This window comes from Ruegeria sp. AF8 (genome assembly GCF_056541825.1).
Window position 1 is genome coordinate 205,201 of the sequence record NZ_JBQFYW010000001.1, and the last position, 18,981, is coordinate 224,181.

Here is an 18,981-nt window from a genome sequence, read left to right on the forward strand (position 1 = left end):
CGGACGCCTCCTCCTCGCACCGGATCACCAAGCTTTGAATCGTCTGGCGGGGCAAGCCGACCTAGACTGGGGTTGAACAGCCCCGGAGTTCCCGAATGATCCGTCTTGCCCTTGTCCTGATGAGCCTTGCCAGCTTCTGCGCCGCGCAGGAAACCGCACCGGAAGCAGAACCGCCAATGACCTATGAAGAGCTGGGCCGGATCATATTCGCCCTGGACCCGGATGCAAAACCGCAGGGTCCCGGGTTCCGGATGATGGTCTCGGAGGTTCCGGTTCTGGTCATTACCGATACCAATGCGGATCGAATGCGCGCCATGGTGCCGATCCGGAACGCGGCGGAAGTATCACCGGAAGACATGCGCCGCATGATGCAGGCCAATTTCGACAGTGCTCTTGATGCGCGTTATGCCATCGCCAACGGAACCCTGTGGGCGGTGTTCATTCACCCGTTGTCTCCGCTGCAGAAAGACCAGTTCATTTCCGGTCTGGGGCAAACGGTCAACGTCGCCAAGACTTATGGCACGCTCTACTCCGGGGGCGCGGCGCAGTTCGGCGGCGGCGACAGCAATGATCTGCAGCGCGCCCTGATCGAGGAGTTGCTGAAGAAGGGCGAGGCGCTCTGACCTAAAGCGCGGACCCTTCGCGCATCTTGTCCTGTTCGCCGGGCGTCGGCGTGTGGTTGAAAACAAAGGCGGTGCGGCACGCCTCGTCGCCGCCGAGTTCCTCGATCTTGCGGCGTTGATCGGCAAAGGCGCGCGCGTTGACCTCATCCGGATCGCAGATAACACGCAACCGGCGTTCGCCTTCGCTGAGGGCGGCGCGGATTTCCGGATCGTTCACCCCGTCCATGGCGCGGTTCACCTGTTCATGCGGATCGACTTCCAGATCAAAAAGCTGCGGCGGGAGGCCGACATAGTGCACGTATTTCCACCGTCCCCAGCGCACCATGAACGTGCCGGTCTTTGATCCGCCGTCATGATATTCGCTGAACCCGGTCCTGTTCGCGTCGTCAGGCGCATTGGCGATACCACGCAGGGATTTGCCGGGCTGATCGGTATTTCCCGCGTCATCCGCCACGCCGCAGACCTCGCGCGCGGTGGCGGCGATGTCGGTAAGGTTGGTGCATGTGCTCACCCGATGACCCTCGGGCACGCCCGGCCCGGCGGCGATCATCGGCACGCCGGCGCTGGCCTCATACATCACCTGCTTGGTCCAGAACCCTTGGTCCCCCATCATGTCGCCGTGATCCGAGACATAGAGCACCACGGTGTTGTCAAACTGCCCGCTTTCCTCAAGCGCGCGCACCACGCGGCCCACGCAATCGTCCATGAACGAGGTCAGGCCATAGTAGGCTGCCTTGGCCTCGCGCATCTTTTGCTCATCGAAATAGTCGTCATAGTTGAAGAATTCCGCGATGTTGCGCAGCTCTTCATGATCCGGCAGGCCCTCGCCATAGCCCACCGGCAGGTCCATCTTCGCCGGATCGTAAAGCGCGTACCACGCCTCGGGGCAGGTCAGGGGGTAATGAGGGCTGACCAGCGACACGAAGGCGGCCCAGGGCTGTTCCTTTCGTCTGGGGTCGGTCAGCCATTTTTCCGCCGCGGCAGTGATATCGCGGTCATAGTCGGTATAAGTGCTTGCGCCGACGCCAACATCCGCAGCCAGTTCTGCGGCCGAATCGTAAGGTGGCGGGTTCTCGCGCAGCAGTCCGACGGCCCAGCCGACGCCGCCGACCACGTGCATTGGCAGAATTTCGCGGGAAAACCCATTGTCATCCTCGTCCGAGCGGAAATGCAGCTTGCCGATCGAGACCACCTCGCGCCCCGCGTCGCGCAACTGTCGCATCCAGCTGCGGGGGGTTCCGTCATAGGGGGTGGCGCTGTCCCAGTGCCCGGTGCGATGCACCCAGTCGCCGGTGGCCAACGCGGCGCGCGTTGGCACGCACATGGGCGACGGGGTATAGGCCGCCTCGAACAATGTTCCCCGCGCGGCCAGCGCATCCAGATTGGGCGTCTGCACGATGGGATGCCCGGCGCAGCCCATCGCATCCTTGCGATGTTCGTCCGAGATGATGACCAGAAAGTTCGGTGATTGTGTCATGGCACTGCCCTTCATCCGTGAATCTGCATGGCTGTCCGGTTGCGGCTTTCTCACTTCCGGGCCAACTCGTCACGCAGAAAACGCCGAAGAATTTTGCCCGAAGCGGATTTCGGAATGGCATCGGTCGTTTCCATTACTTGCACCTGTTTGTAGTGAGCCAGACGTTCAGCAAGGAAATCCTGAATATCTCGCAGCGGCGGCACAACGGAATCGGGGGCCGGAACCACGAAGGCCATCGGCACCTCTCCGGCCTCGGTGTCAGGTTTTCCGATCACGGCGGCATCGGCGATTGCCGGATGCGTGATCAGTTGCGCTTCGATTTCCGCCGGGGCGACCTGAAATCCATTGTACTTGATCAACTCCTTCAACCGATCGGTGACATACAGAAACCCTTCCTCGTCGAAATGAGCGATATCACCGGTTCGCAACCAGCCATCTTCGGTAATGCATTCGGCGGTTGCCTCCGGACGATTGAGGTATCCCTTCATCACTTGCGGGCCTCGCACCCACAACTCGCCATCCTCGCCTCGCGGCATGTCCTGCAGGGTTTCAGGGTCGACGATCCGGCATTCGGTGCTGGGCACAGTGACCCCGGAGGCACCCGGTTTGCCTTTGCCGCCCGGAGACGCGTGGCTGGCGGGGGACAGTTCCGTCATGCCATAAGCCTGCGTCGCTTGCGTCCCGAGCCGCTTGGCGAGGGAGTCGGATGTGTCCGCCCCCAGAGGTGCAGCGGCGGAGTTCACTTGCTTCAGAAAGCTCAGATCATACTTGTCGACCAATGGATGCGCCGCCAGCGCCAGCGCGACGGGAGGCACGACCCACAGACGCGGCGTTCTGAACCTGGAGCAGAGTTCCAGATACATTTCCAGATCGAAGCGCGGCATGGTGATGACGCACGCACCTGCCGCCAGGTACAGATTCATCATGACCTGCAAGCCGTAGATGTGAAAGAAGGGCAGAAAGGCGACCGCCGTTTCCCCTTTATCCGGCTCGATATTCTGCAGCATCTGATCGACATTCACCACAAGGTTACGATGGGTCAGCATGACCCCCTTGGGCAGCCCCGTCGTGCCCGACGAATAGGGCAGCGTCGCGACATGCTCGTCCAGATCCACGGGCACCTGCTCGGGCAGGGGTGGACCCAGCAGGCTGGAAAGCGGCGTCGTCCCGTCCGGGGCGTCGCCGATCACCACAATTTCCTTCACGCCGGTGCCTTCGATGGCCTCTTTCGCCATGTCGGCAAAAGGCGCAACCGTTATCAGAAGCTCCGAACTAGCGTCGTTGAGCTGATGCCGAACCTCGGGAGCGGTGTAAGTCGGATTGATCGTCGTCGCGGTGCCGCCCGCCCAGCAAACAGCGTGATAGGCGGTGCAATATTCGGGCATGTTGGGGGCCATCAGCGCCACGCTTTTGCCCGGCCCAAGACCCCGCGCGTGAAGACCGCCCGCCAGAGATTTCACGCCCGCGATCAATTCGTCGCCGGAAATCTTGCGCCCGCTCGGGCCGTCGATCAGAACTGTGGCCTTCGGGTCGATGCCCGAAAAGACTTTTTGCGTGATTGTCTGGTCTGACAGATCGATATCTGAAAATGGGCTTTTGTAAACGGTCATGCGGTCAATCCTCCTTCGTGCAGGATACATCGGGATGGCCGGTGTCCAATGATTTTTGTCCCAGGCGGCATTGGCGCTTGCGCCACTTGGACGAAAACCGTATAGAACCCCGGTCAACAAGGCGATTTGGGCCATATAAAAAAGAGACGAGCAGGGTCGGGCACTACCGGCCCTCTTTGTTTTATGGCACGAACCCGGGTCGCCTGACCAACTCCAAGACCGGCGGAGACAACCGCTCGGCCAGAAAAATCGATGAAAAAAGGAAAACAACGCCACATGGCCAATGCAACCATGGAGGAATTCGAAGCCCTCCTGAACGAAAGCTTCGAAATGGACACGCCCGAAGAGGGTTCCGTTGTCAAAGGCAAGGTCATCGCGATCGAAGCGGGCCAGGCCATCATCGACGTAGGCTACAAAATGGAAGGCCGCGTTGAGCTGAAAGAATTCGCAAATCCCGGCGAAGCCCCTGAAATCGCTGTTGGCGACGAGGTCGAAGTCTACCTGCGCGCCGCCGAAAACGCCCGCGGCGAAGCCGTCATCTCGCGCGAGATGGCCCGCCGTGAAGAGGCATGGGACCGTCTGGAAAAAGCATATGCCGACGACCAGCGCGTCGAAGGTGCAATCTTTGGCCGCGTCAAAGGTGGTTTCACCGTCGATCTGGGTGGCGCAGTTGCGTTCCTGCCCGGCTCGCAGGTTGATGTCCGCCCTGTGCGCGACGCTGGTCCGCTGATGGGTCTGAAGCAGCCGTTCCAGATCCTGAAAATGGACCGCCGCCGCGGCAACATCGTTGTCTCGCGCCGCGCCATCCTGGAAGAATCGCGTGCTGAACAGCGCGCCGAGGTCATCGGCAAGCTGGCCGAGGGCGACAATGTCGACGGCGTGGTCAAGAACATCACCGAATACGGTGCATTCGTTGACCTGGGCGGCGTTGACGGCCTGCTGCACGTCACCGACATGGCATGGCGCCGTGTGAACCACCCGTCCGAGATCCTGTCGATCGGCGAAACCATCAAGGTTCAGGTCATCAAGATCAACAAGGAAACCCACCGCATCAGCCTGGGCATGAAGCAGCTGCAGGAAGATCCGTGGGATCTGGTCGGCGCCAAATACCCGCTGGGTTCGGTGCACAAAGGCCGCGTCACCAACATCACCGATTACGGCGCGTTCGTCGAGCTGGAAGCCGGTGTCGAAGGTCTGGTGCACGTGTCCGAGATGTCCTGGACCAAGAAAAACGTCCACCCCGGCAAGATCGTTTCGACCAGCCAGGAAGTCGACGTCATGGTTCTGGAAATCGACGGTGCCAAGCGCCGCGTGTCCCTGGGCCTCAAGCAGACCATGCGCAACCCGTGGGAAGTTTTTGCGGAAACCCACCCCGAGGGCACACAGGTCGAAGGCGAAGTCAAGAACATCACCGAGTTCGGCCTGTTCATTGGCCTCGATGGCGACATCGACGGCATGGTTCACCTCAGCGACCTCAGCTGGGACGAGCGTGGCGAGGATGCGATCCAGAACTACCGCAAGGGCGACGTCGTTCAGGCGGTCGTCTCGGAAGTTGACGTCGAGAAAGAGCGTATCTCGCTGTCGATCAAAGCCCTGGGCGGCGACAAGTTCGCCGAAGCCGTGGGTGGCGTGAAGCGTGGTTCGGTCATCACCGTCGAAGTGACCGCGATCGAGGATGGCGGCATCGAGGTGGAATACGAAGGCATGAAATCCTTCATTCGCCGTTCGGACCTGTCGCGCGACCGTTCCGAGCAGCGCCCCGAGCGTTTCTCGACCGGTGACAAGGTTGATGTTCGCGTCACCAATGTCGACAGCAAGACCCGCCGTCTGGGTCTGTCGATCAAGGCGCGTGAAATCGCCGAAGAGAAAGAGGCCGTGGAACAGTACGGTTCGTCCGACTCGGGCGCGTCGCTGGGCGATATCCTGGGTGCGGCGCTGAAATCCGGCGACTGAACCATCTGCGCCTTGCGCTGAACAAATATCGGCCCCGCGTGTTTGCGCGGGGCCGTTTTTGTTGCGAATCAATAGGTTCGGTTTCTGCAAGTGCAAAGGCCCGATGTCCGGGGATTCGGCGGGAAATTCCGTGTCGATGGCAAAAAATCGCGTTCCGGGATGCCAAAATAAGGCAACCGGGCAAAGAGTTTACGTTCCCCCGACCCGGATTTTTTCCTATACTCCCAACCTAATAGAACAGAACAACCCGTGGCCTGGGAGGGTAGTCCGAATGATCCGTTCCGAATTGATTCAGAAAATCGCCGATGAAAATCCGCATCTCTATCAGCGGGATGTGGAGCGGATCGTGAATACCATATTCGATGAAGTTACCGACGCCATGGCGCGCGGCGACCGGGTCGAGCTGCGTGGTTTTGGCGCGTTTTCGGTCAAAAAGCGGGACGCGCGGATTGGTCGCAATCCCAGAACCGGTGAAACTGTGCAAGTGGAAGAAAAGCATGTGCCGTTTTTCAAGACCGGCAAGCTGCTGCGGGATCGATTGAACGGAAAAGCCTGAACACATGATGCGTTACATTCGCTATGCCTTTCTGGCCGCACTCGGGATCATACTGGTCTCTGTGTCGCTGGCCAATCGGGCCTCTGTGGACTTGAAACTGATGCCTGACGATCTGGCTGATCTTCTGGGCTTCAACTATTCTGTGTCCCTGCCTCTGTTTCTTGTGGTTCTGGGTGGGGTCATTGCCGGGCTGGTGATCGGATTCATCTGGGAATGGCTGCGGGAGCACAAGCATCGCCGCCAGGCCGATGTGAAACATCGCGAAGTGCGCAAGCTTGAGCGCGAGGTCTCAAAGCTCAAGAAACAGAAGAATGAAGGCAAGGACGAAGTTCTGGCCCTGTTGGATGAGACCGGTTAAAGCTCATTCATGTCCGACCAAGTCAGTGTGAAAATCTGCGGCCTCACCGCGCCTGAGCACGTGCAGGCGGCGGTTGCGGCTGGTGCGCGCTATGTCGGGTTCGTGTTTTTCCAGAAATCTCCGCGTCATCTGGATGTTCAAACTGCGGCCCGGCTCGCGGCAGACGTACCGGCCGGCGTGGCCAAGGTGGCATTGACCGTCAATGCTTCGGATGAGGAACTGGACCGGATCACTGAGGCCGTACCGCTCGACATGTTGCAGCTGCACGGCAAGGAAAGCCCCGAGAGGGTGGCGCAGGTCAAAGCCAGATATGGTCTGCCGGTCATGAAAGCCGTGGGCATTGCGGACGAAGCGGATCTGACGCAGATCGATCTCTATTCCGATGTGGCGGACCAGTTGCTGATCGATGCCAAACCTCCCAAGAATGCGGTTTTGCCCGGTGGCAACGGTCTGGCGTTCGATTGGCGGTTACTGGCGGGGCGCAAGTATTGGCGGCGGCCCTGGATGCTGGCAGGCGGGCTGTCGCCGGACAATGTGGGCGAGGCGGTGCGGATGACGGGGGCGCGGCAGGTTGATGTTTCTTCCGGCGTCGAATCAGCTCCGGGCATCAAAGATGCAGAGCGCATCCGCGCGTTCGTCGAAGCGGCCCATCGCTAACCCGGATTTAACCAGACTGCGCAACGGTATGGCATGTCCAGGCTACTCGAACATCTGACCCCTGGGGTCTGGCTTTCGCAGGTCTTTGGATTGGCAGAAGCGATGCGGCGCAGATTTCAGGCTGTGGAAAATGGCCGCCATTTTGTGATTTTCTGCAACGACAATCCAACCCGAATCCTGCGCCGACAAGGTCTTTCGAAAGCCCTTATCCGAGCCGCTTGCAAGCGGCTTTGAACACGGTTCTCAAACCGCGATTTCCAAGGCATTTCGAAATGCCTTGGCTTGCCCTCGCCGCGTTGGCGCACTAGGACAGGTAAAACCCAACAGAGGGCGCGACGCATGGCAAATGATCTTTTCAATTCCTTCATGTCCGGTCCGGACGAAAATGGCCGCTTCGGTATTTTTGGCGGGCGGTTCGTCAGCGAAACCCTGATGCCGCTGATCCTGTCGCTGGAGGAGGAATACGAAAAGGCCAAGGACGATCCCACCTTCTGGGCCGAGATGGACGATCTTTGGGCGAATTATGTCGGCAGGCCTTCACCGCTCTATTTTGCCGAGCGCCTGACCGAGCATTTGGGTGGGGCGAAAATCTATCTGAAGCGCGACGAACTGAACCACACCGGTGCGCACAAGATCAACAACGTGCTGGGCCAGATCATTCTGGCGCGTCGGATGGGCAAGACCCGGATCATCGCCGAGACCGGGGCCGGGCAGCATGGCGTGGCCACCGCGACCGTCTGCGCCAAGTTCGGCCTGAAATGCGTGGTCTATATGGGGGCCCATGACGTGCAGCGTCAGGCTCCGAACGTATTCCGGATGCGCCTTTTGGGTGCCGAAGTGATCCCGGTGACCTCGGGCCGGGGGACGCTGAAGGACGCAATGAACGACGCGCTGCGCGATTGGGTGACCAATGTGCGCGACACGTTCTATTGCATCGGAACCGTAGCCGGCCCGCATCCCTATCCGGCGATGGTGCGCGATTTCCAGTCGATCATCGGCAAGGAAGCCAAGGAGCAGATGCACAGGGCCGAGGGCCGCCTGCCCGACACGATCATTGCCGCCATCGGCGGGGGGTCGAATGCGATGGGCCTGTTCTACCCCTTCCTCGACGATAAATCCGTCAACATCATCGGTGTCGAGGCTGGCGGTAAGGGCGTCAACGAAAAGATGGAGCATTGCGCCTCGCTGACCGGCGGCCGCCCGGGTGTTCTGCACGGCAACCGCACCTATCTGCTGCAGGATGACGACGGTCAGATCCTGGAAGGCTATTCAATTTCGGCGGGTCTCGACTATCCCGGAATCGGGCCCGAACATTCCTGGCTGCACGAGGTGGGCCGCGCCCAATATGTTTCGATCACCGACAAAGAGGCGCTGGATGCGTTCCAGCTTTGCTGCGCCACCGAGGGCATCATTCCCGCGCTCGAACCCAGCCACGCTTTGGGTCACGTGATCAAGATTGCGCCCGATCTGCCGAAGGATCACCTTATCTGCATGAATATGTGCGGCAGGGGCGACAAGGACATCTTCACCGTCGCCAAATATCTGGGTTTTGATATGTCCGATACCGAGGGCCGTGACGCCGATTGATCGACCGGACGGTTTTTGAAATTTCTGCCAAGGGTGGCGCGGGCAAACGGACCGCGCCACTCTTGTTTTCCCCTGTTTCTTTTCGAATATTGCGCAAGGGGGTAATTTTGTTGCGCGCAGAACACAGGGTATTTTAGCGCTATCAAAAATTTATTGAGCGAATCCCGAGCTTTGGCCTAAACCCCCTTTCACCGATCAAGACGGATAGGACCCTAACGGGCAGAGGTGATCACTCTCCCGGTGCGGGCGGCGCTGCCAGACCCGTATGCCAGGGCCGAAACCGGGGATTGGTTTGCTTTGTAGCTCAACAGGTCAGAGCAACGGATTTCTTGTCCGTGCGCGAAGGTTCGATTCCTTCCAAAGCCGCAAATGTAGCTCATTGGGTAGAGCAATCGACTGCGAATCGATGGGGAGCGGGTTCGAATCCCGCCATTTGACAAAACGCTGTCAGGTCAGCACCGGCCAATTAAGCCGGCCCGCGAAAGCGGTCCAAATCACATGGGTCCGGGCGTCTCCCAGCAGGGCGGGCGCCGCGCGCTGCCGGGCTGTGCCCGGCGGGCAGGAGCCTTCGCTGCTCTGGTCATGGGCCGGAGGGTGGATGACGGTGTCGCCGCGCCGATACCCCGCAAGGCCAATTCAGGTGGTCCGGCGGCGTATCTGTTCCGTGCCCCTCTCTCCACGCTTCCCGCCGGTGGCCATGGCGCGGAGGGGCGTCCGGATCTTCCCGCCTTCGAAGGAAGGCCTCACACCTGCCACCCATACCGGGTGCAACCCTTTGTAAACACGAAAAAGGAGTTCGCTTTTGCGACGACGATAGGCGAGACGAAAAGGAGTTGAAACTATGACACTGATCCAAGATCTGATCGACCGGTTGACCGGTCACCGGCGGCTGACCCTGACCGAAACGCAGCGGGTGCTGGTGCTGCGCAACGGGATGTTCGATGCAATCCTGGGGGCTGGGAAACACCGGCTGCCGCGCAAGGATGTACTGATCGAGCGGCACGATCTGGAGCAACTCTTTTTCGTGTCACCCTACGAGCATTCGCTGATGCGGAACCGGCCCAACCTGGCCGCCGCGCATCTGACCGAGTTTCGGGCAGGTCCGGACGAGGTTGTGATCCTGTCGCGGGATGGCAAACCGGTTCGGGCAATGCCGCCTGAAACCCGGACAGTCGTCTGGAACGATGCGGGGCCGTGGGCCAGCGAAACCCATACTCTGTCCAAGTCGCTGGATGTGCCGAAATCGGTGATGCAGCGGTTGGTGCGGACCGGGCTGGGCACGATCCTGACGCGGGTCGAGGTGGCTGAGGGGCATACCGGATTGTTGATTGTCGATGGCGTTCTGAACGGGCAACTCGCCCCGGGGGCACATGCCTTCTGGAACGTGGGACGGTCGGTATTGGTCAAACAGATCGACCTGCGGCAGCGGACCCACGAGGTGACCGGGCAGGAGATTCTGACCAAAGACCGGGTCACGATCCGGATCAACCTCAGCGCCGATTTCCGGGTTATCGATCCTGTCAAGGCGGTGGGGGCGGTCAAGGATTTCGACCAGGCTCTGCACCGGGCGCTGCAACTGGCCTTCCGGAAAACGCTGGGCGCGCTGACGCTTGACCGGCTGCTGGCCGAGAAAGTGGCCGTTGACGCCGAGGCGGCGGAACGGGTGCGGGTTCAGATGGCCGGGATCGGCATCGAGGTGGGCGAGATCGCGCTGAAAGACGTGATTCTGCCCGGCGAGATGCGGGAAATCCTGACTGCCGTGGTCGCGGCCGAAAAACAGGCCGAGGCCAACGTGATCCGGCGGCGGGAGGAAACCAACGCCACGCGGTCGCTGCTGAACACCGCCAAGGTGATGGCGGAAAACCCGGTGATGCTGCGGCTCAAGGAACTTGAGGCGCTGGAAACCATCGCGGGCAAGGTCGAACGGCTGACGGTCCACAACGGCACCGAAGGTCTGCTGACCGGCCTTGTGAACCTGCGGGAGTGATCCCCGGAACAAGACGGGCCGATCCGGTTGACGCCGGGCCGGCCCATTTTCCTTACTGTGCCGGTGCGCGGTGCTGAATCAGAATCCGCAAGGGCACGATTTCCAGCGCGCGCTTATGCGTGGCCTCCAGATTGACCTTGGGCGCGCATCCTTCGTCATGGGCCTGCAGGAACCGCGCAGCGCACAGGCACCACCGGTCACCCGGTTTCAACCCGGGAAAGTGAAACTCGGGCCGGGGCGTGCTCAGGTCGTTTCCGACATATTTGGAATAGGCCAGAAACTCGGCGGTCATCACCGCGCAAACCGTGTGGCTGCCGTGATCTTCGGCGCAGGTATTGCAGGCGCCGTCCCTGAAGAACCCCGTGAGCGGGTTTGCCGAGCAGGGGGCCAGATGGCCGTCGAGAACGTTGATGCTGTCGCTTTTTATCATGCCCCCAGTTTACAGGCTTTGAGCGATCTTGCGGAACATTTCGATATTCTTTGCATTCACGCCCGTTTCGCGGAACTTGCGGTCGGCTCCGGTGGCGACGATTACGACATCGCGGGCCTGATCGATATAGAGATATTGCCCATATACTCCGCGCCCGAAAAACTCGCCGTCTTGCGCCCCCACCGGGATCCTCCACTGATATCCGTACCCCATTTCTCCGGGCGCTGTGGGCGCTGTCGCGGCGGTCGACTTTTTGACCCAATCGGCTGGCACGATCTGTTGGCCGTTGAAGTTCCCCTTTCGCAGGATCATCAGACCGAACCGCGCGAAATCGCGTGTGGTGAAATTCAGCCCGCCTAGGACAAAGGCAGTGCCAACACCATCCGTGATGTAATACCCGTCCTGGTCCAGGCCCAGCGGGGCGACGATCTTTTCCGCCATCAGCTCGGCGACGCTGCGCCCCGTCGCGCCCCGGATCACCATGCCGATGACATGGGTGTCGATGGACACGTATTGCCAGACCTCGCCCGGTTCCGCAAAGCGCTCGGTGAAGCTGACGGTGAAATCGTCTAATGTGCCGCCCAAGGCCACGACACGTCCCATCCTGTTGATGTCCGAGCTGTTGTCCAGATAATCCTCGTCAAACGTGACGCCGCTGGCCATGTTCAGAACATTGCGGATCGTCGCCCCATCATAGGCCGTGCCGATCAGGCCGGGCGCATATTTCGTGACCGGATCGTCGATCGAGTCAATCGCGCCCTCATCCAGCAGAATACCGAACAGTGCTGACAGATAGCTTTTGGCGATGGACCAGGAAATGCGGCGATCCTCGGGGCCGGTGCCAAGATAGTATTCTTCAAAACGCACTTCGCCATCATGCAACACCAGCAACGAGGTGACGGCCCGTTCGTCAATCCAGGCATCCGCCCCCTCAGGTAGTTCATAGGCCGGCCCAGGAGGCAACTCGGCTGTAGGTCCGTTTCCACGTGACAAGGGGGCCGTCAGAAAGGCGGCATCCATGTGAGAGAAATTGTCGACGATCCTATCCTCGGAAAACAGTGAATTCACGGCCATGAGCCGCTGAATTTCTTCCCGTTTCCAAAAGCCCACAACCGCCGCCGCCAGAATGAGCGCCAGCAAAATGCGGCCCAGCCATCGCGCCAAACTGCGCATTTCGAATCCTCTCTCGGGCAGCTATTGCAACGCTTCTCAAGGCAGGAGGCAATTACTATTGCGCGGAAGCAGGGTAAAATTTATTTGAATTTGTTCAACAGCCTCTGCATCGGAGACAACGCTTCGGCCTGCCTTTCGGTGGGTGGTTCGGCTTGTTTCGGTGCATCGGCCCTGGTCTTGGGCGTCGTTGACGATCGGGGCGGTGCAGTGCGCAGGGACACCGCATTCATGAACTTTCCGCCTTCTCCGCTTGCCAGATAGGGCGCGCCGTCCGATACGCCGCGCAGAACCTCCTCCAGCCAGTCCTGATCTGCCTTGGCGAAATCGTGCAGGACATAGCCCGAAACCAGTTCCTTGCGACCCGGGTGCCCGATGCCCAGCCGGACCCGGTCGTAAGCGGCCCCGATATGATCGTGGATCGAACGCAACCCATTGTGACCGGCATGTCCGCCGCCTGCCTTGACGCGGACTTTGCCGGGGGCAAGGTCCAGTTCGTCATGCAACACGGTCACATCCGTCGATTCCAGCTTGTAGAATCGCATGGCCTCGCCGACCGACTGACCGGAGCGGTTCATGAAGGTTTCGGGTTTGATCAGAATGACCTTTTCGGAACCCAGCCGCCCCTCGGCGATCTGACCCTGAAACTTCGATTTCCAGGGCCCAAAACCATAATCCCCGGCAATGCGGTCCACGGCCATGAAACCGATATTGTGGCGGTTCCGGGCATATTTCTGACCCGGATTTCCCAGCCCGACAAAAAGTTTCATAACGTAGCTCCGCGCGCGATGGTCTGACTGGCCTTGTCATGCCCGGAAACGGCGGGGAAATCCACCCGCGCCATACCGAGAATAAGCAACAGGCATGTCAGTTCCCCGGCGTGTACCATATGGGCGAGGTATAGGCGCGTTCGGTCGTCGTCATCGGCACTTCGGAGTCCATTTGGACACCGAATCTTTTGGCTTCGTACGCGGTCCAGCGCGGTGTGGGAATTTCGATTACCCGGACATAATAGAACGCCCGCTGGGACGGATCGAAATCGGGATCCTGCCAATAGGAGATCAGTTCGGGTGCGCCGATGCTATTGGTCCAGGTCGCATTCTCGATATCCACGGTGTTGCCGACCGGGGGCAGCTTGCCGTCCGCTCCGGGTGTGCGGTCACCGCCCCAGGCCACGTCATAGACTTTTTCGCCGCGCGTCCCGTCCGCGTTCAGCCATCCCTTGATGACCTGCACCCGGTCCAGGTTGCCGCTGTAGGGATCCTTGAGCGCCGCAATCAGAAAATTGGGCGCCCCATCGCCGTTTCTGGCGGGCAGGTCCGCACCCATCGGTACGCCCTTGGCATATCCCAGATCGGCAGGCAGACGGGAAAGTGCGTCGTCTTCGGTGAAATCCCATCCTCCGAAAAACCTGACCATGATGCGAGATCCGGTGGTGCCATAAACCTCGCGGCGTTCCAGCGCGTCAAAAATCGCTTCGCGCGTGTTTTCAGTCGCCCAGACGGCGGCATAACCGCCAGAAGCCTGTTTCCAGCCGTAAATCGAGAACTCCGGATCAGGGGCTTCGATCACCAGATGTTCCCAGCGGCCCGGCTCGGGCTCAACGCCTGAGTGCTTGCCGAAAAAGTTGTCCTCTTCGACGGCCGCCATCCCGGTATGAGCGTCCGAGGAACCGATCTGCCCGACCTTATATGGATTGACGCCCAACTGTTCCTCAAGCATCAGGCCGGTTTTCAGGGCCTCGCGCGAGTATTCGTACTGAAGCATGTCTTTGGTCTTGGCCTCGGTCCCGTTCAGGTTCGATGCATCCCAGGTATCGAAATCCGCAAACTCGTCATCCGGGCTGAGGAAGGGATGCGCCTCGCTGTCGCCTTTGATCTGTGTTGTTTCGATGACCGGCTCGAAACGCGCGCGCAGCGCCGCAAGCTCCTCGGTCAATGGCGATCCATCAAAGTTCGAAACGGAAAACAGGCGTCCGTTCGAAAGGTTTCCGTTGTGCGGGATGGCCAGCACGTCGGCGCCCGTCCGGTTTTCGTAATCTGCCAGATGGGCCCACAAATCTTCGGGGTTCTTGCTGTCGAATTGCGAGAACGGCAGCACCTGACCGGCCTTGTCGGCACCGTCGCGGAAAATCACGTTGCGATGGATATTGTCGCCACCTTCAGAAGTCCATTCATACCCGATGAGCGCGGTAAAGACGCCCGGCTCATTATAGTCATCGGCCAGGGAGGTATAGGCTTGCCAAGCGTCCTTGATGGCTGTCGGGTTGTCGATGGGCGGTTCGTCGCCGGACAGCGACGCGACGATTTCCATCGCGGTGGCGAAAACCACATCGTTATCGCCGCTGGTCAGTGCATCGTACCAGATTCTGCCCTGTTTCGTGGACAGGACATTCGGATCGCCACCCAACAGTTGCGGCATCAAACCGTACATCTCGGCGTGGTCCGAGATCACCAGCCAATCCAGAGGCCGCGAAAGTTTGGCCTGAAGCCCGTGGGTGGTCGTGACCTGCTCGCCCCGCGCGAATCTAAAGGCGTCTTCCTGACTCAAACGGGTCATTGTGCCCGCATCCACGGACACTTCGGTATGCAGATGCGTATCGCCCCAGTAGGGTCGGGTCGGAAAATCCCGACCGGCATAAGGAGAAAAATGGTCCCGGGTGAACCGCTGCGCGACCTCTTCTTTGCTGGGCAAAGTATCCTGAACCTGCGCAAATCCTGCCCCGCTGTGTGTCAGGCCGCCAATGGCTACAAATACGGCCGCAGAAAATCTGATTGAATGGGTCATGATCACTGGCTCCAAAGAAATACTGATGGTCAATTGGCTGTGAGATTCCGCCACTGACCGCGAGCCTATCACATTTCACAATCAATTTCTCGAATTGGTACCTGTGAAACGAAAAACGGGGCCCCGAAGGAACCCCGTTTCAAACTCCGGAACATCGTGTCCGGAATTATTCTTCGGCGCCGATTACTTCAACTTCATCGGCTGCGACTTCTTCTTCTTCTTCATCATCTTCCGTCGACAGACCCGTAGGTGCCGAGACGTTGGCGATCACGAAGTCACGGTCGATGGTCGGCTTGGTGCCGTCAGGCAGGTCGACGGACGAAATGGTGACGACGTCGTTGATGTTCAGGCCGGTCAGATCGACGGTGATCTTTTCCGGGATGTCACCGGCGGTGCAGACCAGTTCGACTTCGGGGCGGACAACGGTCAGAACGCCGCCCTTTTTGATGCCGGGTGCCTCGCCTTCGTTGATGAACTCAACCGGGATGAACAGGTTGATCTTGGTGGTCCGGCGCAGGCGCATCAGGTCGAGATGCGTCGGCAGATCCTTGACAACGTCGCGCTGAACGTCGCGGCAAATCACGCGCACGTCGTCGTGGCCTTCGACCTTCAGGTTGAACAGGGTCGATTTGAAGCGGCCCGCTTTCAGCATCTTCAACAGCTTGTTGAACGGGATGTTGATCGGCAGGGGCTCTTTGTCGCCACCAAACACAATGCCCGGAACCATGCCGTCGCGGCGTGCCTGACGAGCGGCGCCCTTGCCTGTCCCCGTCCGTTCCAGAGCTTCGAGATCAGGAATCTCACCAGCCATGATAAATCTCCAATGTTAGGGCAGGGTGCCTCCAAGGCTGTCACCCCGCGTGAAGCGCTGCCCATACAGCGGATTGGGCGGTTTGAAAAGGGCGAATCGTATCGCAAGCCGCAGATTTGGGGGCAAGTTCACCCCAGGGGGCGCAAATATCCCCCGGCCTCCCGCAGCCGCTCGAACAGTTCGAAATCCCGGGCTTGAACTGTGCGCAGATTCTGTTCGACCTCCTCCGACAACGGCGTCGGGACATAGGGCGAGACGTTGCGGATGGGAAATTCGAAATCCTCCTGAAACCGCTCAGAGAAAAACGCCTGAATCCGGTCATGCTCGTCATAGTCGAACAAGTGGTGGATGGGGATGCTTTCATCCTTGAGCATCAGATAGTGGGTCTGGCTGCGGATCGCGGCAAAGGCGGGTTGCGGGTTTTGCGTGACGCCGCTTGCGAAGGCATCGAAGCTGACGTTCCCGAGGGTTCTGGGGTTTTCGGGGTCCGTCAAGCGAGACCGGTAGCGATACCAGCTTCGGAGGTATTCGACCGGATGGCGCATCACCGCTACGATTTCGGGCCGGGCTCCGCCAAAGCGGTGAAGAAACGGCGCGACACAGTTTTGAAACTGCGCGGCAGTTGTATGTTTGCGCAGATTCGCAAAGACAATGTCTGCATGCGGTCTGAGCGCCGCCTCGATGGCGGTCGTACCGGTTTTCGGCACCGCGAGAAACGCGAGGTTCTGTTTCAGATAGACTTGCAGGACAGGCGGCCTTGTGGATTTTTGGCGACTATCCTGCGGTTTGTCCGGATTGTCAAAATCGTGACCGGCGCACCATCCCGTCACGTCTGCCAACGACCTCCGAAATCCTCGGGGACCAGCAGGTTGTGGCGCCCGAGCGCGGATACGGATTTCTCGCCGCACAGCGCAATTGTGGTGTCCAGTTCCTTGTGGATGACTTCCAGCGCAGTGGTCACCCCCTTTTGGCCCATCGCACCCAGACCATAGACAAAGGCACGCCCGATATACGTTCCGCTGGCCCCCAGCGCCAGCGCCTTGAGCACGTCCTGCCCCGAGCGAATGCCGCTGTCGAGGTGAACCTCGATATCGCCACCGACTGCATCCATGATCTCGGGCAGCACCCGGATCGAACTCAGCGCGCCGTCCAGTTGCCGCCCGCCATGGTTCGACACGACGATGGCGTCAGCCCCAAGCTTTGCGGCCATCCTGGCGTCATGGGCATCCAGGATGCCTTTCAGGATTACTTTTCCGCCCCATTGTTCCATCAGTTTTTCGACCTTGCCCCAGTCGAGACTCGGGTCGAACTGTTCCGCCGTCCACGCACCCAGCGACGAGGCGTCGGAAATTCCCTGCACGTGGCCCACGACATTGCCGAACTCGCGGCGTGTCGCGCCCAGCATTTCGATCCCCCAGGCCCATTTGGTCATCAGGTTCGCGATGGTCTTGGCGGTCAGCTTTGGCGGCGCCGACAGGCCGTTTTTCAGATCCTTATGGCGCTGACCCTGGATTTGCAGGTCCAGCGTGATCACGAGCGCCGTGCAGCCGGCATCCTTGGCCCGCTGGATCAGACGGCGGATAAAGTCTTCGTCCTTCATCGTATAAAGCTGGAACCAAAAAGGATTCGAGGTGCTTTCGGCCACATCCTCGATCGAGTTGATCGACATGGTGGACAGGGTAAAGGGCACGCCGAACTCCTCCGCTGCCCGGGCGGCCTTTATCTCGCCGTCGGCATGCTGCATGCCGGTCAGGCCCACCGGGGCCAGGGCGACAGGCATCGCCACATCCTGCCCGATCATCTGCGACGCGGTGGAGCGGCCCGACATATCGACCGCCACTCGTTGACGCAGCCGGATCTGTTCGAAATCCGAGCTGTTTTCGCGAAAGGTCTGCTCGGTCCAGCTGCCGCTTTCGGCATAGTCATAGAACATGCGCGGCACGCGCCGTTCATAGATGCGTTTGAGGTCTTCGATGTTGGTGATGACAGGCATCAATCCGGCCTCCGAAAAGCGGTAAAATGTTTTTACCAATCTTGCGACCTGCTTGCAATATGCCCGCATGCGGAGCAATGCCGCACCGATTGGCGCGACGAAAAACGGACACCCGATCAGGGCGCCGGCGCAGGAAATGACCTCAAGGAGGCCGAAACGGGGTCAGACCGAATGCGCCCCGTCGGCCAGCGATCCGACAAACTCCAGCACTTCAGCCACCGGTTTGCCGGTGCCGATCTGGCCGACGATGGCCGAGCCGACAACCGCCCCGTCGGCCACAGTCGCGATCGCGCGTGATTTTTCGGGTGTGTTGATGCCAAAGCCGACAATAACGGGCAGATCGGTAGCCGCCTTGATCCGGGCCACTTCGGGGCCGACATCGCCCGCTTCGGCCTCGGCCGCGCCGGTGATACCGGTGATCGAGACGTAATAGACGAAACCGGATGTGTTCTGCAGCACTCGCGGCAGACGCTTTTCATCGGTGGTAGGTGTCGCGAGGCGGATGAAGTTCAGACCGGCCTTTTGCGCCGGAATGCAAAGTTCCTCATCTTCCTCGGGCGGCAGGTCTACGACGATCAGCCCATCGATTCCGGCGGCCTTGGCCTTTTCCAGAAACGCGTCGACGCCACAGCTGTAGATGGGGTTGTAATAACCCATCAGAACGATCGGCGTGGTATCGTCGGATTCGCGAAAGCTGCGCGCCAGTTCCAGGGTCTTGTCCAGCGTCATGCCGCCGTCCAACGCCCGCTGGCCTGCTGCCTGAATGGTCGGTCCATCCGCCATCGGATCAGTAAAGGGCAGGCCCAACTCGATCACGTCGACGCCGGCGCCCGGCAGGCCTCTGACCAATTCCAGCGAGGTTTCATAGTCGGGGTCACCCGCCATGATATAGGCAACAAAGGCTTTCTTGCCGTCGGCTTTCAGGGCAGCGAATTTGGCGTCGATACGGGTCATCGGAAGTCCTTGCACTCGGGTTTCGGCC

Annotated in this window: 17 protein-coding genes and 1 tRNA gene; 8 read left to right on the forward strand and 10 right to left on the reverse strand. The window is 59.9% G+C overall.

All coding sequences use genetic code 11. The features are described 5' to 3' along the window. The first annotated feature begins 95 nt into the window (after positions 1–95). The gene (locus ACR0AO_RS00960) at positions 96–623 is read left to right on the forward strand and encodes a hypothetical protein (protein WP_480598824.1); all 528 of its coding nucleotides are present in this window, start codon (positions 96–98) and stop codon (positions 621–623) included. Position 624: 1 nt separating this feature from the next. On the opposite strand, the gene ACR0AO_RS00965 is transcribed toward ACR0AO_RS00960, so the two are convergent. Together ACR0AO_RS00965 and ACR0AO_RS00970 are read right to left on the reverse strand one after the other, a co-directional pair. Further along, positions 625–2,100: a sulfatase family protein gene (locus tag ACR0AO_RS00965; RefSeq protein ID WP_480598829.1), complete on the reverse strand. Its 1,476-nt coding sequence runs from the start codon at positions 2,098–2,100 to the stop codon at positions 625–627. A 50-nt stretch (positions 2,101–2,150) separates the two neighbouring features. Continuing rightward, positions 2,151–3,710: an AMP-binding protein gene (locus tag ACR0AO_RS00970; protein ID WP_480598832.1), complete on the reverse strand. Its 1,560-nt coding sequence runs from the start codon at positions 3,708–3,710 to the stop codon at positions 2,151–2,153. A 252-nt stretch (positions 3,711–3,962) separates the two neighbouring features. On the opposite strand from ACR0AO_RS00970, the gene rpsA reads away from it, so the two are divergent. The 7 genes from rpsA to ACR0AO_RS01005 all read left to right on the forward strand — a co-directional run bounded on the left by rpsA (position 3,963) and on the right by ACR0AO_RS01005 (position 10,808). Next, positions 3,963–5,663 carry a 30S ribosomal protein S1 gene (gene rpsA, locus ACR0AO_RS00975; RefSeq protein ID WP_480598834.1) on the forward strand — a complete coding sequence of 567 codons (1,701 nt, stop codon included), beginning with the start codon at positions 3,963–3,965 and terminating at the stop codon, positions 5,661–5,663. Between the two features lie 271 nt (positions 5,664–5,934). Continuing rightward, a complete protein-coding gene (gene ihfB, locus ACR0AO_RS00980) occupies positions 5,935–6,219 on the forward strand; it encodes an integration host factor subunit beta (protein WP_480598836.1) in 285 nt (94 codons plus the stop codon). A 7-nt stretch (positions 6,220–6,226) separates the two neighbouring features. Beyond that, complete coding sequence (locus ACR0AO_RS00985; protein WP_480600805.1) at positions 6,227–6,577, forward strand: lipopolysaccharide assembly protein LapA domain-containing protein; 351 nt, start codon at positions 6,227–6,229, stop codon at positions 6,575–6,577. A 9-nt stretch (positions 6,578–6,586) separates the two neighbouring features. Next, the gene (locus ACR0AO_RS00990) at positions 6,587–7,234 is read left to right on the forward strand and encodes a phosphoribosylanthranilate isomerase (RefSeq protein ID WP_480598838.1); all 648 of its coding nucleotides are present in this window, start codon (positions 6,587–6,589) and stop codon (positions 7,232–7,234) included. Between the two features lie 339 nt (positions 7,235–7,573). Continuing rightward, on the forward strand, positions 7,574–8,821 hold the full coding sequence (trpB, locus tag ACR0AO_RS00995) for a tryptophan synthase subunit beta (RefSeq protein ID WP_480598840.1): 1,248 nt from the start codon (positions 7,574–7,576) through the stop codon (positions 8,819–8,821). A gap of 365 nt (positions 8,822–9,186) precedes the next feature. After that, positions 9,187–9,260, forward strand: a tRNA-Arg gene (locus ACR0AO_RS01000). Positions 9,261–9,662: 402 nt separating this feature from the next. Next, positions 9,663–10,808: a slipin family protein gene (locus ACR0AO_RS01005; protein WP_480598842.1), complete on the forward strand. Its 1,146-nt coding sequence runs from the start codon at positions 9,663–9,665 to the stop codon at positions 10,806–10,808. A 52-nt stretch (positions 10,809–10,860) separates the two neighbouring features. Here the strand turns inward: ACR0AO_RS01005 and ACR0AO_RS01010 are convergent, their stop codons facing one another. The 8 genes from ACR0AO_RS01010 to trpA all read right to left on the reverse strand — a co-directional run bounded on the left by ACR0AO_RS01010 (position 10,861) and on the right by trpA (position 18,953). Further along, complete coding sequence (locus ACR0AO_RS01010) at positions 10,861–11,238, reverse strand: DUF2237 family protein (RefSeq protein ID WP_480598845.1); 378 nt, start codon at positions 11,236–11,238, stop codon at positions 10,861–10,863. Positions 11,239–11,247: 9 nt separating this feature from the next. Further along, complete coding sequence (locus tag ACR0AO_RS01015) at positions 11,248–12,411, reverse strand: serine hydrolase domain-containing protein (protein ID WP_480598848.1); 1,164 nt, start codon at positions 12,409–12,411, stop codon at positions 11,248–11,250. Positions 12,412–12,491: 80 nt separating this feature from the next. After that, positions 12,492–13,178: an aminoacyl-tRNA hydrolase gene (gene pth, locus ACR0AO_RS01020; protein WP_480598850.1), complete on the reverse strand. Its 687-nt coding sequence runs from the start codon at positions 13,176–13,178 to the stop codon at positions 12,492–12,494. A gap of 97 nt (positions 13,179–13,275) precedes the next feature. Beyond that, positions 13,276–15,195: a DUF3604 domain-containing protein gene (locus tag ACR0AO_RS01025; RefSeq protein ID WP_480598852.1), complete on the reverse strand. Its 1,920-nt coding sequence runs from the start codon at positions 15,193–15,195 to the stop codon at positions 13,276–13,278. 166 nt (positions 15,196–15,361) lie between these two features. Next, positions 15,362–16,006, reverse strand: a complete 645-nt coding sequence (locus ACR0AO_RS01030; protein ID WP_480598854.1) for a 50S ribosomal protein L25/general stress protein Ctc — start codon at positions 16,004–16,006, stop codon at positions 15,362–15,364. A gap of 128 nt (positions 16,007–16,134) precedes the next feature. Then, complete coding sequence (locus ACR0AO_RS01035; RefSeq protein WP_480600808.1) at positions 16,135–16,836, reverse strand: hypothetical protein; 702 nt, start codon at positions 16,834–16,836, stop codon at positions 16,135–16,137. Next, on the reverse strand, positions 16,833–17,999 hold the full coding sequence (locus ACR0AO_RS01040; protein ID WP_480598856.1) for an alpha-hydroxy acid oxidase: 1,167 nt from the start codon (positions 17,997–17,999) through the stop codon (positions 16,833–16,835). The genes ACR0AO_RS01035 and ACR0AO_RS01040 overlap by 4 nt, the downstream gene beginning before the upstream one ends. 162 nt (positions 18,000–18,161) lie before the next feature. Next, the gene (gene trpA / locus ACR0AO_RS01045; RefSeq protein ID WP_480598858.1) at positions 18,162–18,953 is read right to left on the reverse strand and encodes a tryptophan synthase subunit alpha; all 792 of its coding nucleotides are present in this window, start codon (positions 18,951–18,953) and stop codon (positions 18,162–18,164) included. Positions 18,954–18,981: the final 28 nt, after the last annotated feature.

What these genes read in the sequence shown, in the direction of transcription:
- rpsA (WP_480598834.1), top strand. Translation starts at nt 3,963, where the DNA reads ATGAAAAAAGGAAAACAACGCCACATGGCCAATGCAACCATGGAGGAA.
- ihfB (WP_480598836.1), top strand. Translation starts at nt 5,935, where the DNA reads ATGATCCGTTCCGAATTGATTCAGAAAATCGCCGATGAAAATCCGCAT.
- ACR0AO_RS01010 (WP_480598845.1), bottom strand. Translation starts at nt 11,238, where the DNA reads ATGATAAAAAGCGACAGCATCAACGTTCTCGACGGCCATCTGGCCCCC.
- ACR0AO_RS00965 (WP_480598829.1), bottom strand. Translation starts at nt 2,100, where the DNA reads ATGACACAATCACCGAACTTTCTGGTCATCATCTCGGACGAACATCGC.
- trpA (WP_480598858.1), bottom strand. Translation starts at nt 18,953, where the DNA reads ATGACCCGTATCGACGCCAAATTCGCTGCCCTGAAAGCCGACGGCAAG.
- ACR0AO_RS00985 (WP_480600805.1), top strand. Translation starts at nt 6,227, where the DNA reads ATGCGTTACATTCGCTATGCCTTTCTGGCCGCACTCGGGATCATACTG.
- ACR0AO_RS00990 (WP_480598838.1), top strand. Translation starts at nt 6,587, where the DNA reads ATGTCCGACCAAGTCAGTGTGAAAATCTGCGGCCTCACCGCGCCTGAG.
- ACR0AO_RS01025 (WP_480598852.1), bottom strand. Translation starts at nt 15,195, where the DNA reads ATGACCCATTCAATCAGATTTTCTGCGGCCGTATTTGTAGCCATTGGC.
- ACR0AO_RS00960 (WP_480598824.1), top strand. Translation starts at nt 96, where the DNA reads ATGATCCGTCTTGCCCTTGTCCTGATGAGCCTTGCCAGCTTCTGCGCC.
- ACR0AO_RS01015 (WP_480598848.1), bottom strand. Translation starts at nt 12,411, where the DNA reads ATGCGCAGTTTGGCGCGATGGCTGGGCCGCATTTTGCTGGCGCTCATT.
- ACR0AO_RS00970 (WP_480598832.1), bottom strand. Translation starts at nt 3,710, where the DNA reads ATGACCGTTTACAAAAGCCCATTTTCAGATATCGATCTGTCAGACCAG.
- pth (WP_480598850.1), bottom strand. Translation starts at nt 13,178, where the DNA reads ATGAAACTTTTTGTCGGGCTGGGAAATCCGGGTCAGAAATATGCCCGG.
- ACR0AO_RS01030 (WP_480598854.1), bottom strand. Translation starts at nt 16,006, where the DNA reads ATGGCTGGTGAGATTCCTGATCTCGAAGCTCTGGAACGGACGGGGACA.
- trpB (WP_480598840.1), top strand. Translation starts at nt 7,574, where the DNA reads ATGGCAAATGATCTTTTCAATTCCTTCATGTCCGGTCCGGACGAAAAT.
- ACR0AO_RS01005 (WP_480598842.1), top strand. Translation starts at nt 9,663, where the DNA reads ATGACACTGATCCAAGATCTGATCGACCGGTTGACCGGTCACCGGCGG.
- ACR0AO_RS01040 (WP_480598856.1), bottom strand. Translation starts at nt 17,999, where the DNA reads ATGCCTGTCATCACCAACATCGAAGACCTCAAACGCATCTATGAACGG.